Origin of the sequence: Siminovitchia fortis, assembly GCF_007681465.1 — a bacterium.
Lineage (GTDB): Bacteria > Bacillota > Bacilli > Bacillales > Bacillaceae_C > Siminovitchia > Siminovitchia fortis.
This window is the reverse complement of the sequence record NZ_VEKZ01000051.1, coordinates 1-14,489: the sequence shown is the minus strand read 5'-3', so window position 1 is coordinate 14,489 and position 14,489 is coordinate 1. Positions and strand designations below refer to the sequence as shown.

At 43.9% G+C, this 14,489-nt stretch carries 17 protein-coding genes; 11 read left to right on the top strand and 6 right to left on the bottom strand.

Annotated features, from left to right (window positions below; all coding sequences use genetic code 11):
* The first annotated feature begins 8 nt into the window (after nt 1-8).
* On the top strand, nt 9-1,388 hold the full coding sequence (fumC, locus tag FS666_RS14655) for a class II fumarate hydratase (protein ID WP_120069281.1): 1,380 nt from the start codon (nt 9-11) through the stop codon (nt 1,386-1,388).
* Nucleotides 1,389-1,484: 96 nt separating this feature from the next.
* On the opposite strand, the gene FS666_RS14650 is transcribed toward fumC, so the two are convergent.
* Nucleotides 1,485-1,688, bottom strand: coding sequence for an alpha/beta-type small acid-soluble spore protein (locus FS666_RS14650; RefSeq protein ID WP_120069278.1), 204 nt, complete (start codon nt 1,686-1,688; stop codon nt 1,485-1,487).
* Between the two features lie 233 nt (nt 1,689-1,921).
* Between FS666_RS14650 and FS666_RS14645 the strand changes: the two genes are divergently transcribed.
* Nucleotides 1,922-2,170, top strand: coding sequence for a hypothetical protein (locus tag FS666_RS14645; RefSeq protein ID WP_144462593.1), 249 nt, complete (start codon nt 1,922-1,924; stop codon nt 2,168-2,170).
* A 33-nt stretch (nt 2,171-2,203) separates the two neighbouring features.
* Here the strand turns inward: FS666_RS14645 and FS666_RS14640 are convergent, their stop codons facing one another.
* The 3 genes from FS666_RS14640 to FS666_RS14630 all read right to left on the bottom strand — a co-directional run bounded on the left by FS666_RS14640 (nt 2,204) and on the right by FS666_RS14630 (nt 4,115).
* Nucleotides 2,204-2,401 (bottom strand): hypothetical protein, encoded by a 198-nt coding sequence (locus FS666_RS14640; protein WP_120069271.1) that lies wholly within the window; start codon nt 2,399-2,401, stop codon nt 2,204-2,206.
* Nucleotides 2,402-2,474: 73 nt separating this feature from the next.
* Entirely contained in the window at nt 2,475-2,693 is a 219-nt protein-coding gene (locus tag FS666_RS14635; RefSeq protein ID WP_120069268.1) for a YheE family protein, read from the bottom strand.
* A gap of 57 nt (nt 2,694-2,750) precedes the next feature.
* Nucleotides 2,751-4,115 carry a YheC/YheD family endospore coat-associated protein gene (locus FS666_RS14630; RefSeq protein WP_120069265.1) on the bottom strand — a complete coding sequence of 455 codons (1,365 nt, stop codon included), beginning with the start codon at nt 4,113-4,115 and terminating at the stop codon, nt 2,751-2,753.
* A 176-nt stretch (nt 4,116-4,291) separates the two neighbouring features.
* Here FS666_RS14630 and FS666_RS14625 point away from each other — a divergent pair, with 176 nt between their 5' ends.
* The 3 genes from FS666_RS14625 to FS666_RS14615 all read left to right on the top strand — a co-directional run bounded on the left by FS666_RS14625 (nt 4,292) and on the right by FS666_RS14615 (nt 6,989).
* Nucleotides 4,292-5,431 carry a DUF445 domain-containing protein gene (locus FS666_RS14625; RefSeq protein WP_164876263.1) on the top strand — a complete coding sequence of 380 codons (1,140 nt, stop codon included), beginning with the start codon at nt 4,292-4,294 and terminating at the stop codon, nt 5,429-5,431.
* Between the two features lie 30 nt (nt 5,432-5,461).
* The gene (locus FS666_RS14620) at nt 5,462-5,812 is read left to right on the top strand and encodes a YlbF/YmcA family competence regulator (RefSeq protein WP_120069259.1); all 351 of its coding nucleotides are present in this window, start codon (nt 5,462-5,464) and stop codon (nt 5,810-5,812) included.
* A gap of 253 nt (nt 5,813-6,065) precedes the next feature.
* Nucleotides 6,066-6,989 (top strand): Cof-type HAD-IIB family hydrolase, encoded by a 924-nt coding sequence (locus tag FS666_RS14615; RefSeq protein WP_120069254.1) that lies wholly within the window; start codon nt 6,066-6,068, stop codon nt 6,987-6,989.
* A gap of 56 nt (nt 6,990-7,045) precedes the next feature.
* On the opposite strand, the gene FS666_RS14610 is transcribed toward FS666_RS14615, so the two are convergent.
* Nucleotides 7,046-7,231, bottom strand: a complete 186-nt coding sequence (locus FS666_RS14610) for a YhzD family protein (RefSeq protein ID WP_120069252.1) — start codon at nt 7,229-7,231, stop codon at nt 7,046-7,048.
* Between the two features lie 60 nt (nt 7,232-7,291).
* Between FS666_RS14610 and FS666_RS14605 the strand changes: the two genes are divergently transcribed.
* The 4 genes from FS666_RS14605 (at nt 7,292) to FS666_RS14590 (ending at nt 12,879) form a co-directional block, all read left to right on the top strand.
* Nucleotides 7,292-8,605, top strand: coding sequence for a metallophosphoesterase family protein (locus FS666_RS14605; protein WP_244943922.1), 1,314 nt, complete (start codon nt 7,292-7,294; stop codon nt 8,603-8,605).
* A 16-nt stretch (nt 8,606-8,621) separates the two neighbouring features.
* Nucleotides 8,622-11,597, top strand: coding sequence for an AAA family ATPase (locus FS666_RS14600; RefSeq protein WP_144462591.1), 2,976 nt, complete (start codon nt 8,622-8,624; stop codon nt 11,595-11,597).
* Nucleotides 11,598-11,662: 65 nt separating this feature from the next.
* A complete protein-coding gene (gene yhaM, locus FS666_RS14595) occupies nt 11,663-12,607 on the top strand; it encodes a 3'-5' exoribonuclease YhaM (protein ID WP_120069246.1) in 945 nt (314 codons plus the stop codon).
* Nucleotides 12,608-12,690: 83 nt separating this feature from the next.
* A complete protein-coding gene (locus FS666_RS14590; RefSeq protein ID WP_144462589.1) occupies nt 12,691-12,879 on the top strand; it encodes a sporulation YhaL family protein in 189 nt (62 codons plus the stop codon).
* 74 nt (nt 12,880-12,953) lie between these two features.
* Here the strand turns inward: FS666_RS14590 and FS666_RS14585 are convergent, their stop codons facing one another.
* Nucleotides 12,954-13,883 carry a peptidylprolyl isomerase gene (locus FS666_RS14585; protein ID WP_120069239.1) on the bottom strand — a complete coding sequence of 310 codons (930 nt, stop codon included), beginning with the start codon at nt 13,881-13,883 and terminating at the stop codon, nt 12,954-12,956.
* 179 nt (nt 13,884-14,062) lie between these two features.
* Here FS666_RS14585 and FS666_RS14580 point away from each other — a divergent pair, with 179 nt between their 5' ends.
* Nucleotides 14,063-14,152: a YjcZ family sporulation protein gene (locus tag FS666_RS14580; protein ID WP_018705487.1), complete on the top strand. Its 90-nt coding sequence runs from the start codon at nt 14,063-14,065 to the stop codon at nt 14,150-14,152.
* Nucleotides 14,153-14,242: 90 nt separating this feature from the next.
* The gene (locus tag FS666_RS14575; RefSeq protein WP_144462587.1) at nt 14,243-14,332 is read left to right on the top strand and encodes a YjcZ family sporulation protein; all 90 of its coding nucleotides are present in this window, start codon (nt 14,243-14,245) and stop codon (nt 14,330-14,332) included.
* Nucleotides 14,333-14,489: the final 157 nt, after the last annotated feature.

The window sequence follows — 14,489 nt, the reverse complement described above, 5'->3', positions numbered from 1 at the left end:
TGTAAAGAATGGAATTCCGCATCGAACGGGATACAATTGGTGAAATTAAGGTGCCTGCAGATAAATACTGGGGCGCACAAACTCAACGGAGCAAGCAGAATTTTAAAATTGGAAATGAAAAAATGCCTTTGGAAGTCATCAAGGCTTTTGCCCAGTTAAAAAAAGCTGCTGCACTTACAAATAATGTATTCGGAAAGTTATCAGATGCCAAAAAGGAAGCGATCGTCAAAGCATGCGATGAAGTGCTTGAGGGCAAGTTTGACGACCACTTTCCGCTTGTTGTCTGGCAGACAGGAAGCGGCACTCAGTCCAACATGAACGTGAATGAAGTGATTGCCCGCAGAGCAAATGAATTATTAAATGTGGGTTCTGAAGAGAAGATTCATCCGAATGATGATATCAATATGTCGCAAAGCTCCAACGATACATTCCCGACAGCAATGCATATTGCTGCATACCATGCCATTTACCATGATTTGATTCCTGCCTTGGACCAGTTGAAACAAACGCTTCTTGAAAAAGAAAAAGCGTATATGGATATCATTAAAATTGGCCGCACGCATTTGCAGGATGCCACTCCGCTTACGCTTGGACAGGAAATCAGCGGCTGGAGGGCAATGGTTGAAAAAAGTGAAAGAATGATCAAAGAAAGTGCCGAGCATCTCCTTAATCTGGCTATTGGCGGAACGGCTGTGGGTACCGGCATCAATGCTGAACCGGATTTTGGCGACAAAGTGGCGGAACAGCTGAGCAGGCAAACCGGGTATTCTTTCAAATCATCGGATAATAAGTTCCATGCACTCACAAGCCATGACGAAATTGTTTTCGTTCACGGAGCATTGAAGGGACTTGCCGCCGATTTGACAAAAATAGCCAACGATGTTCGTTGGCTTGCAAGCGGCCCACGCAGCGGAATTGGAGAAATTTCGATTCCCGCCAATGAACCGGGAAGCTCCATCATGCCTGGAAAAGTGAATCCGACGCAAAGTGAGGCGCTCACAATGGTTGGCGTCCAAGTATTCGGAAACGATGCAGCCATCGGCTTTGCTGCAAGCCAGGGAAACTTTGAGCTTAACGTGTATAAACCAGTAATTATTTACAACTTCCTGCAGTCAGTCCATCTGCTTGCAGATTCAATGATCTCATTCAATGAAAAATGCTTGAAAGGCCTTGAGCCGAACGTTGAAGTAATCGAGGAAAATGTGAATCGGTCCCTTATGCTTGTTACAGCGTTGAATCCTCATATCGGGTATGAAAAAGCGGCCGAGATTGCCAAGCTTGCTTTCAAAGAGGGAACAACATTGAAAGAAGCGGCAATCAAAACAGGATATCTCACAGAAGAGCAATACGACGAATGGATCGATCCGAAAAAGATGGTAAATTTATAAAGAAAAAGTGGAGGCGCCGGAACTGGACAATAAGAGGTCCGGCCCCATATGAAAGGCCCCCGAATCAACGGGGGCCTTTTGCCATGTTTTATTTAGTTATTGTTGGGAGAATCCGCCAAGCTGTTGTTGTGCCATTGCTACCAGGCGCTTGGTAATTTCTCCACCGACAGAACCATTGGCGCGGGAGGTAGTGTCTGCACCAAGATTTACTCCAAACTCCTGGGCAATTTCAACCTTCATTTGGTCGATTGCCTGCTCGGCACCAGCAACTAAAATTTGGTTTGAGTTGTTGTTAGCCATGTTGTCATCTCCTTGCTGTTGTTATAAATTTGGCTGGGTTAGCCGGATTTGCACCGACACACATGCATGTGGCCTTCTTTTGGCTTAACCCATTGTTTGTACCATTTATTATGATTTTTCAAGGTGAAAATATACAGAAAGAGAAGAGGAACTTTTTACCTGAATGAAAAGCCGGGTGCCATACATGTATTCCCCGATTTCACAAAAGATATGTGATAAGAGGAGGACTGCTTATGAATTACTGCCGGTTATGCAACGGGATGCCAGCCGAGAATCGGGCCTGTTCCATATGTATGGGAGCACTGAAGGATCAAGGGAAAATATATGATTTTTATGATGATTATTCCCCCTATATGGAAATTGACTTGAATAAATTGGTTGACGGGGATCCAAAGAGCACACAAAAGCCTGAATGTGTGCACATGTTCATTTGTGAAGCGTGTGGAACGCAACAGGAGCTGAAAATTTTTTATGGATCATAACGAAAGAAAGGGACCCGTTGTCGAGTCCCTTGGTTATTCCATACGATCCTGCGGCGGATCCTCTGGAAAAAAATCAGTGGATTGCTCTATGTTTGTTGAGTCTTCTCTCATAAAAACATAGCCTCCGGACATGCCTTCATTTTCCATCCGGTCTACATCCATGAAATATCTGTCCCGGCCTTCGTGGTCTGAATCAGGCAAAAATTGATCTTTCAGCTTTTTCTTCTTCAACGCTTTCAGCCTCCTTACGGATAGTTTCGGCTGCTGATACGTTTGGCCATGCATATAAAAAGTTGGTAAAAGATTAACGCTGCTGATCGTATACATGAAACAGCATTAAATCGTGCACCTGCTTTTTCAGGGCATTCTCATGTTCCCTGTCCGGCTTTCCGGATGTCCATACAATTGTTCCATCTTGTTGATAGCTGCCTTCTATTCTTTTTCCGGAGAAATAAAAGGAAAATGCCCACCCGGGAATTCGTTCATCTTTATAAAGCGGCTTGTATTGGAAGTGCTGCAGCATGCGGGTCACCTCGGTTTTTAGAACTATTTTACCAATCAATCAGATGAGAAGCTATGATTATCCCTCCCAAAGCAGTTGAGGAGAATGGATTGTTTTTTCCGTCAAATGAACTGCGAATGCAAGGGCCAGCTTGCTGGTCAATGTATCGGATTCTTTGAGGCCGGGATGGGAAAATATTTGCCTGCCTGGTTTTGAGTTGGCCTCGAACATCCAAATCTTTCCGTTACGGTCAATTCCAAGATCAAAGCCGATTTCCCCAACAATTCCTCCGATGTTGTCTTCAATGGCAGCAGCGAGATCCAATGCGGCTTTATGGAGCTTATTCCGAAAAGTTTCCCTCTCCTCTTCTTCCGGAAAAACTTCTTCAAGGGAACGCACTACGCCGCCAAACCTGGTATGTGTTGTCGGGCTTCCTTCCCCGGCTATTTTAGCGGCAATCGCACTGACTTTCCAATGCCCGTTTTCATCTTTGTTGACATGGACACGAAAGTCCATCGGCTTTTTGTCGATTCGGCGCAGGCGGATACCCTGCTGGACAATCAATTTCTCTGATTCCTTGCCTTTGTACATGTGATTGATCAGGCTTTCAATGGAATCATATTTATACAGTCGGCTTTTTTCATCAAAAAATCGGCAATAGTAATCACCTTTTTCCGGATCATAAAGCACTTGCCGAATCCTCTCGCCGTTACTGCCGTCCGCCTGTTTCAAATATACGTGCCCGTAAGTGGCAACCATCCGTTCAATATCTGAAAAAGACCTGAATGGATGTGTTTCAGGCAAATAATGTTCGGCACGCGAATCATTGTATAATCGCTCATGAAGCTCCAGCTTGTTGAAAAAACCTGGATTGTACCAAGGGATTAAATAGTCATTTTCCATTTTTTCTTTCACTTTTTTAAATGATGGCCGGCTTTCACTTAAGCGGTTTGGCAGCCGATCATATACGACATTTGGAAAGGGAACAATCCTTCTTTTCCAGCTATGTTCGTGATAGAAAAATCCATTAATGACACCTTTTTCCCAATCAATATGTTTTTCGCCGAATAAGAAAGGAACCGCCCCGACGGATGCCTGCAGTGACATTTGCTTGGCGAAGTTTTTTGTCCTTTCACCAACCGGCAATAATTGAAATGGAGTAAAACCCGATGTAAAAATGCCTACAAGTGGACCGAGATAGAACGTTTCATCATCATCGAAGAGGCAGAGTGATGAAACGAATTCAGGGATTCCCAAAATTTTAGCTAAACTTGAACTGATGGAAATGACATTTCTTCCATTTGGATGCCGGCTGCATTCAGCTTCCGCAGCATTGGAACCAAATGAGGTGAATCGATGTTCTCCTTTAGGCTTAAATTCCCGCGGATAATACAGTCTTATCTCGTTGCTGTCGAAAATCTCGCATTTATACCGAACCCTCATATAAAGGCCCTCCTTTAAAGGTGTCCATATTTGCCCTTGTGCACCATTATTATTTATAATCAGTTCAGACCGTACAATTGGCAAAAAAGGCCAAACAACGGAACTGGGCGCATTCCCCATATCGTATGAACGAGAAGATGTCCATGTTCTTAAACGGTTATAAGGAGAGGAAATACATGTCAAGCTGGTATACAGTCATACCATTCATGGTCATTATCGGAGCCGTAATAGGGGGGTTCACCAACTTTTTGGCGATCCGGATGCTGTTTCGCCCGTATCGAACGCTTTATATCGGAAAATGGCGGTTACCGTTTACGCCAGGCCTGATTCCGAAGCGGCAGGGTGAATTGGCTGCCCAAATTGGAAAACTCGTTGTAGGCTATCTGGTAACCCCTGAAAGCATTTATAAAAAACTGACGGATGAGGCATTCAAGCGTGAGACAGAGGAATGGATCAACGCCAAATTGAACAGCTGGCTGGAAAAAGGGATGACCCCGGAAGAAATATTGAACCAATTTGGAATAAATAACCCTTTGGAGAAAATGGATTCAGCCATTGATCGAACGATTGAAAAAAAATATGACTCACTTAAGAAAAAATATCTGGATGAGCCGGTTCGGAACATTTTTCCCGGCCAGCTTACAGAAACGATACACAGTAAAATTCCGGAACTGGCTGACCACATCATTCAAAAAGGTACAGATTACTTTTCCAGCGAAGAAGGAAAAGAAAAAATTAGAGTCATGATCGAGAATTTTTTAAAAAACAGGGGAAAGCTTTGGAATTTGGTCCAGATGTTTATAGGAGAAGATCAGCTGGCGGATAAGGTGCAGCCGGAAATAATGAGATTCTTCCATAATCAAGGGACAAGAGATCTCCTTATATCCATATTGGAGGAGGAAGCAAGAAAGCTGGAACAAAGAAAGCTTGGAGAGTTTTATTCCGGTGTCAATGAGGAAAAGGTTTTGCGATTTTTAAAAGAAGGGGCTTCCGATCTTTTTCCATTGGAAGGGTATTTGCGAAAACCGATTAAAGATCTGATTGAACCCTTTAGACCCAAACTGTTGGATACGGTTGTTCCCCGCCTGCTTGCAGCCGCAGGCGACTATTTGACCAGACAATCGGGTGAAATCCTTGAACGATTCCAGGTGGAGGATATTGTCAGGAAGGAGATTGAGTCATTTTCCCTTGAACGCCTGGAAGAACTGGTCATAGCCGTTGCCAAAAAAGAGCTCGTAATGATCACCTATCTGGGTGCCCTGCTTGGGGGCTTGATCGGAGTGATTCAAGGAATCATTGTAATGATCACTTCATAATATGTTACACTTGGGTGAGGAGGGATGAAAATGAACACAAACCTGTATGATTTTGCGTACGACCTTGAAAAAGCGATGCGAAACAGTAACGAATTCAAGCATTTGAAAGAGATGTATAGATCTGTTACCGATGACAATGAAGCAAACAGAATGTTTGGCGAGTTCCGCGATATCCAGATGCAGCTCCAGCAAAAGCAGCTGGAAGGCCGCGATATTTCCGAAGAGGAGGTCATGCATGCCCAGGAAATAGCCAACAGGGTGCAGCAAAATGAGAAAGTGACAAGGCTCATGGAAGCCGAGCAGCAAATGAGCATGACCATTACCGAACTAAATAAAATTATCATGAAGCCGCTGGATGAGTTATACAGCTCTATGTCTTAAGATGGCTCCTCTTTGAGGGGCTTTTTTTGATGGAATTTCTTTTGTTATTCCCATATAAACGGGCGTATGCCTCCCGAAGGAGCGTCCAAATCGAAAACACGGCAGGCATAGAGGGTGCCAATGCCTCCCGAACTAATGACACTACCCAATAATTAGTCCAAAAGCCGGCGCAACCACCTTTTCTGTGTTCTATCTTGCAGGCGTGTCTCGTATAAATAAGAAGAGGCAGAGACCAGCGCAAAGGGGGAGCATCATGACCTATAAAATGCTTGTTTCGAATATTGATGGAACATTGCTTCAAGACAACGGCCGTATTCATAAGCAAACCCGGGAAGCGATTGAGTTCGCTCTCCAAAAAGGGATCCACATAATTTTGGCAACAACAAGGAATTTTCCTGCAGCCAAACGAACGGCAAAGTCTTTGAAGCTGAAGGACTATATTATTGCCCATCACGGAGCTTTTATCGCGAAAGATATAAACAAACCTATTTACGTCCACAAAGTGCATGAGCAGGTAGCAAGTGAAATTACAGCGTTTCTTGAATCTTTTCCATGCAAGATCCGGCTTGTCAATGAAAAATTTTTAATCGGCAATAAAACCAAACTTCCAACCAATATGATGGCAAGGGTCGTTTTCCAATCGGCCAACCGTTTTGTGTACCAGGAACGGTATGTTGACTCCATCAGTGAAAAGCTGCTGGATCAGCCGATTTCGCCGTCCAACTTCGAAGTTGAATTTTTTGATGAAAAAGAAATGGCCGATGCTATGATGGCGATTAAAGAAATGTACAATGAAGCTGTCTGTATTCCAATTGAACCTTTGAAAATGGCCATTGTTCCGGCAGGGGTCTCCAAGCTGGACGGTGTAAAATTTGTGTGCAGCCAATATGGCATTAAAAAGCATGAAGTGGTTTCAATAGGTTCCGGTTTGGATGACCTTCCGCTCCTGCAATGGTCCGGACTTGGTGTGGCAATGGGAAATGCGCCCAAGGAAGTACATGATGCCGCCGATTGGATCACGAGGACAAATAATGATAATGGTGTGGCGTATATGGTCAAAGAACATTTCAGGAAACAATATCGTCCCGGCTTCCTGAATAATTTGAAAAGGGAGGATTTAACCGGTGAGGGGCTTAATAAACACTTTCTGATCGCGGAAAAAAATAAATCTGAATAAAACGTTTCGAAGACTGCCTTTTTTATCGGGGCAGTCTTCTTCCTTTCTCTTTTCATTTACCGATGAAACAGCACCAGTTTTCCTGCTGGGGACGAACAGCGATGTGTTCTGTTGAGCAGTCCTTTCTCGGATAGGATCGCTGTTCCTTTTTCTTTGGCTTCCCTGTCATCCGCAGCTTCAAAACCCTCGTCCAGCAATTTTTCACCTGTTGGTTCAAAAGCGGTAAGTTTATAAATTCCCATTGTTGAACCTCCTTTTCTTTTCATCTATTGTTACATATTTCTGATAAGGTGAAAAGTGAGATGAAAAGAGATATGGCAGTTATTACTATATTCAGGTATAATGATAGGAACGTATATTCGCTTGAGGTGATGGTTTTGGAGGAGATCCGTTTTATCCATACGGCAGACCTGCATTTGGACAGTCCTTTTCTCGGCTTGAGCCAATTGCCCGAGAAGCTGTTCAGCCGCTTGCAGGAAAGCACATTTTCCGCGTTTGAACGGGTTGTGGATACGGCCATTGAAAAAGATGTCGATTTTGTGTTGCTCGCAGGTGACTTGTTTGATGGGGAGGACCGCAGCATCAAGGCACAGGCACGTTTGAGAAAGCAGCTGCAACGGCTTGCGGAAAACAATATTTTTGCTTTTATTACATATGGCAATCACGATCACATGGGCGGCGACTGGGTCAGGCTTGATATGCCGGAAAATGTGCATGTTTTTAGCGAAAAGCCCGAACCATTCCTTTTCACGGCTAAAAACGGGGTTACGGTTCACGTATACGGATTCAGTTATCCTAAGCGGCATGTATTGACAAGAAAAATAGATGAATATGAAAAAGTCCCTGGCGCAGATTTGCACATTGCCATGCTTCACGGAAGCGAAGAGGGACAATCAGGTGCCCATCAGCCATATGCGCCGTTTACCACCCGTGAGCTACTTCGTAAAGGCATGGATTATTGGGCGCTTGGCCATATCCATAAACGAAAAATATTGCACCCGGATCCCTATATTGTTTATCCGGGCAATACGCAGGGGCGGCACAGGAAGGAAGAAGGAGAAAAAGGATGTTATCTCGTCACGATGACAAAAGAGGGACAAACGGAGCTTGAATTCATTGAAACAGCGGATGTAAGGTGGGAAACACTCTGTATCGATTTGAAAGAAACAACGGGAATGACAGAACTCTATACATCATGCACGGCAGCAATGGAATCTCTGGGGAACATGGGGCAAAGTGTCCTTTGTCAAGTGATCATAGCAAGCCCGCAGCATCTTTCCCAAAAGGTGTTGAAAACAATAGAAAATGGGGAGTTCATTGAAATGCTTCAGGATGAGGCTTTTCTTGACGCTGACTTTGTTTGGCCTTATCGTGTGGAGGTTGGAGAGGACCCGCTGGATGAACAAAAACTCATTTCTGATGACACTTTTTTGGCCGTGCTTGAAGAAGCGGCCAATGAGCTGGGACGTACAGATGAATTCGATCAAGCTGTCTCCGGCCTGTTTTCGCACACGTATGCAAGCAGATACCTTGATGGCTTGGACGAGCGGCAAAGAGAGCAGCTGCTTCATTCTGCAAAAAAACTGGTGATAAGACGACTGTCTGAAATAGACTAAAAAGGAGGGGGACCCCTTGAAATTGAAACAACTGCATATATACGGCTATGGCAGGCTCCATGATTTCAAAGTGGACAACCTATCAGATTTGCAATTGTTTTATGGAGAAAACGAAGCAGGTAAATCTACCATCATGTCTTTTATCCACAGCATCCTTTTTGGATTCCCCACATTAAAGCAATCCGAATTGAGATATGAACCAAAAACCCATTCATCATACGGCGGCAAACTCATTTTTGAAACGGAAAAATTTGGCGAAGTGCTTATTGAGCGGGTGAAAGGAAAAGCGGCAGGCAATGTCACTGTCCTGCTCGAAGATGGGCCTGCAGAAGCTTCTGATTTTCTCCCCAAGCTGCTGAACGGAACGGATAAAAAAATGTTCCGGAGCATATTCTCCTTCGATCTTCAAGATCTTCAGGAGATCCAGCGCCTTAAGGAGGAAGAAATCGGAAAATATTTGATTGCTGCGGGTTCCATCGGAACTGACGGCATTCTGAAGTCAGAACAGCAATTACAGAGGGAACTCCAAGAGCTTTTTAAGCCTGGGGGACGCAAGCCGCTGCTTAATGATCTGTTAAAGAAACTCCGCTTACAGGAGCAGCACCTCAAAAAGGCAAAGCATGAAAATGCCTTATACGAATCACTTTTGACTGAAATGCGCGAGCTCGAAAGCAGGGTGGAAGCAGCAAAAGAGCTTCTAAAAGAAAAGAAAGCGGAGTTTGATGATGTGAATGAGCTGCTGAAAAAATGGCCGCTCATAATGGAAAAAGGCCAAATCAAGAAACGTCTATTTGAACTGGAGCCTGTTGAATTTCCCGCGGACGGAATAAAAAGGCTGGAAAAATATAATGACCGGCTGCTTGAATTATCCAGTACACTGCAGACTTTGCGGCAAAGAATGAAATCCATTGAAAGCGAAATGGAGGAAAATGCCCTTAGGCAGGAAGTTGATCTGGATAAAGCGGAAATGTTTGTGAATGAATGGGCCAAACAGCAGCAAAGTTTGCGGGAATTGTCCGGTTTGGAGCATTCCATTGCCGAAGCGCGAAAACAGTATGATTCCTTTCTGGCTGAATTGCATTATCCGGCCGAAAAAGCCGGGAATATAAAAAATTTGAATTTGGGAATGGACATGAAAGCCAGAATGAAAGAAACCCTTCAGCAATATATCAGATATGAAAGCCGGCTAAATGATCTGGCAGACCGGCTTGAAGATGATAGAAAAGCGGTAATTGAACTTGAAAACAGATGCAAAGAAATAGAAGAGCAATTTGTGAGTGAAAGTACATTTAAAGAATGGAAAACACGTTTAGGGCATGAGTCAGCAGCAAGCATCGAAAGGGAAAAAAGCCAGCTTGAAAGAGAAATCGAGGAGCTTGACAAAAGGAAAAAGCATGAGAAAGACAGACTGCAAAAAAAGAAGCGGCAAGCCTTTATTTTCTCATCTGCATTTCTTTTTATCTTTCTGGGGGTATTCATTTGGAGTTTCATATCTAAACAATGGCCGTTGACTTTGGCCGCTGTATCAGCAATGATTTTTGCCGGTTATTTCCTCGTCAGAAAAGCTGACGGGAACGCCATTGATTTTATAAATGAAACCCTCGAAGACAAACGCCGGCGGCTGCAAGATTTGGATCAACAACTGAAAACGGCTGATGGTGATATACATATTGCATACCGGTATGAAGAGCAGCAGCGTCTCCGCGAAAAATGGAAAGAGGACTTTGCACGGCTTGAGGAACAGAAGCAGAGGCTGGAAGAATCGGAGAATTCTTTTAAAAGATTAAGTGAAGTTGTTCAAACTAAGGAAAGTAAGCTGAACGAGATTAAGGCGGAGCTCGGGTTGGCCAAAGATTTTTTCCATCTAAAGATTGAGGATGCATTTTCCGTCCTTAAAAATCTTCAAGGGATAGAAAGCGGATTGAATGATGCTATGGAAAAAAGAGAGCTTCTCCAAAAAGAACAGGAGGCATGGGCCGATAACCTCTTTCAATTTCTGGGCAACATAGGCGCGTCCATTCATGAGCCTTCACAGGCGATATTCTTTTTGCAGGAGATGCTGAAGAAGGAACGCGAAAAGAAGATCGTCCTAAAAGAGCTTAAGAAGAAATTGTCCGAACTGAATGCAAATGTCCTTCAGCTCGAAAACGAGGAATCCGCCATCAGGTCGAACATGAAAAAGCTTTTTGAAAGTGCACATGTTGACAATGAAGACGATTTCCGTAAAATTGCCAAGCTTTCAGAGGAAAAGAACACCCTGCTGGCACGCTTGGATCTGCTGGAGGGGCAATTAGGGGATGTAACCAGCCGATTCCAAACCCGGGAAGAAATACAAAATGAAATCAATCACTTGAATGAAGTGATTGAAAAAGAGTCTCGTCATCTGGAAGAAGACAGGGATAGATTGGCATCCCTGAAACAGAAAATTTCTTTTCTCGAAGAAGGCGGCACCTATACCGAACAGCTGCATCTCTTCCGGCAGATGCGGTCAACTTTCAATGAAGAAGCCCGGAAATGGGCTGAGCTGGCAGTTGCTTCAAGCCTGCTCGAAAAGGTCATGCAAACATACAAAGAAGGCCGTTTTCCGCAGGTGATCCAAAAGGCAGCCGAGTATTTTTCGTTCTTGACGGGCCATGAATACAAGCAGCTTCATGTCAAGGCGGATGGAAGCCTGGCAGTTGAAAGGAAAGACCGGATTTTATTTGCTCCTGAAGAATTAAGCAAAGGGACCGGCGAGCAGCTCTATATCGCCATTCGCCTTGGGCTTGTTCATGTGTTGAAGAAAGAGTACCCATTTCCCGTCATTATCGATGACGGATTCGTCAACTTTGACGAAATGAGGACAAAGCGGATCCTTGAGCTGATACAAACGATCAGCTCTGACACGCAAGTGTTGCTTTTTACATGCCACCGTCATATTGCCGGACAGTTTTCTGAAGACCGGATAATCCAGATTCGGCAGAGGCTGCCCCAGGCCGCTTTGGCTGAATAAAGGGATTGGCGGATAGGGAGTATGTTATAATTGTTTGAGGAGAACAAAGGGAGGCAGGCGTTTGGATGTTAAAAGAATTGATGGAACACGAAGTAGGGGAGCAGGTGGATCTATTTCTCCTTGTAAAAAGTGCCTTCAGGGGAGTGGCAAGTAACGGAAAACCCTTTCTGACACTTATTCTGCAAGACCGGTCAGGAGATATTGAAGCGAAGCTTTGGGATGCTTCTGACAGCGAAGTGAAAGCGTACCAGCAGGGGACGATTGTCCGTGTTGCCGGAGAAGTCCACAATTATCGGGGAAGAATGCAGTTGAAAATAAAAAAAATCAGGCGTTCCAATCCGCAGGACAATATTAATGTCGGAGATTTGCTGGAAAAAGCCCCCATATCAAAAGATGAGATTTCAAGTAAGGTAACACAATATATATTTGAAATGAAGAACCCGAATATCCAACGGATCACAAGGCATTTGCTTCGCAAATACCATGAGCCGTTTCTTGAATACCCGGCTGCAACGAAAAATCACCATGAGTTTGTATCGGGTCTCGGTTACCACGTCGTTTCGATGTTGGATTTAGCGAAATCTGTGGCCGAACTGTACCCTTCCCTTGACCGTGATCTGCTGTTTGCGGGTATCATTCTTCATGATCTTGGCAAAGTCATTGAATTGTCCGGTGCTGTAGCAGCCTCTTATACCATTGAAGGGAACTTGCTTGGACATATAACCATCATTGTCAATGAAATCGGAAAAGCTGCCGAGGAGCTGGGAATCCATGGGGAGGAAGTGGTTGTCCTCCAGCATCTTGTTTTAAGCCATCATGGCAAACTTGAGTGGGGGAGCCCGAAACAGCCAATGATCAAAGAGGCTGAAATCCTGTTCCTGATCGACAATATGGACGCAAAAATGAATATGCTGGATCGTGCATTGAAACACGTCAAACCGGGTGAGTTTTCGGAAAAGATATTTCCGCTTGATAACCGCTCATTTTATAAGCCGACATTCCATTCTTGATGCCTCTGTCTTCAGAGGCATTTTTTTGGCATTTTCTCATATATTTAAAATATATGGACTAGCCAATGAAAGGGGATAAGAAAATGGCCTTGCCGATTTGGTTGTATTTCGTCATTGCAGGAATATTCGTCAGTGCGTTCATGGCTGTCAAAACCGCCCGTGAAGAGCGTGAGTTTGAAAGGGAATGGATTGAAAAAGAGGGAGAAGTCTACATTGAAAGGATGGAGGAAGAAAAGGAGCGGAGAAAGCAGATAAGGCAAGCCGGAAGTTAGGGTTTCGATCAGGGTGTTTGCCCCTGCAGCCCAATTGTATATCATTAAAAAGAAACCGGGCAGCAGCCCGGTTATTATTTTTCTTCTTTTTTATCTTTTCCTTCATCAACAGGAGCGTCTCCGTCTTCCTTCGGCTCATTTAAAATCTGGTCGAAAGTATCTTTCAGCTCTTTGTCTTTCACTTTGATATCCGCTTTTTCGAGCTCTTTCTTTAAAGCTTCCTGCATCATTTCAGGATCAAGCTTGGCCACTTTCAATTCGTTTTTGTACTCGTCTTTTACTTTGTCAAATGGCTTCTTGTCTTTCTTTTCCTTGATGTCTGTCACCTGGATAATATGCCAGCCGAACTGGGTTTCCACAGGTTTGCTGATTTCATCCTTTTTCAATTTGAAAGCAGCTTCTTTGAACGTTTCGTCCATTTGGGGATCATCGATGGAGATGGTGCCCAGGTCTCCGCCTTGTTCGTTTGCAGCTGTATCAACAGAATATTTTTTTGCAAGCTTGGCAAAGTCCTCGCCTTTATCAAGCTTATCTTTTACCTCTTTAGCTGTTTTTTCATCATCAACCAAAATGTGGCGGACAGTAATGTCCTTTTGTTTATTCTCATAGTACTCTTTTACTTCTTCCTCAGAGACTTTAATGTCTTTTGATGCAGCTTTTTCCTGAAGAAGGTTGACTTTCAGGGACTGGCGAAAATCGTCTTCGTCCTTGAATCCGCTTTGCATAAGGGCCATTTGGAATTGAGGGCCGAGCTGTTCTTTAAGCTCGTCCATTTTTTTGTCCACTTCTTTATCGGACACTTTGTATTCTTTGGAAAGTACTTTTTCAAAAACAATTTGTTGAAGGGCCTGCTCCCCGTATTTATCTTTCATTGCTTCGTATAATTCATCTTTTGTGACGTTTCCGGCTTTTGTTTTGGCAACAGTATCGCCGCCTTGGCCGCCGCACCCTGCAAGACCGACAATCCCTGCAGCTAAGGAAAGGGATAATACCCATTTTTTCATGTAAGCCAACTCCCTGTTTTTTATATCTATGTGGGTTGAAATTCCACAAGTCATACTATATCACAGTTAGGTGAAGAAAAAAACAATTTCCCGAAAATCTCAGAAATTGGGCGTTTGATTCAGCCAACATGCCCGCCCGCTTCATATGCTATAGCGAAACCGAAAAGGAGGTCATCAATATGGGAGGATTTGGCTATGGCGGAGGCTTTGCGCTTATCGTAGTTTTGTTTATCTTGTTGATCATTGTTGGGGCTGCGTTTGTTTGGTAAAAAAGCCTTAAAAAATGGGCGTATACCTTTAGCATAAAATAATTGATTGAATAGGATAAATGGTGAACAAGATTTAGGAGGTGCATAGAAGTGAGCGGAGGCGCTGGATACGGTGCAGGATTTGCATTGATCGTAGTATTGTTCATTTTGTTAATCATCGTCGGAGCAGCCTGGTGGTAAAATCCACAATAGAAAAGAGCGGGATATACCGCTCTTTTTCATTGAGTAAGAAGTATAAAATTTTACCGAATTTTCTCTTCGAACAAAGGTTACGTAATGTCCAGCTCCAGGCGCCATCGGCGCAAGGATCAAGCCGAATTGCTGTGGTGGCTGAAAA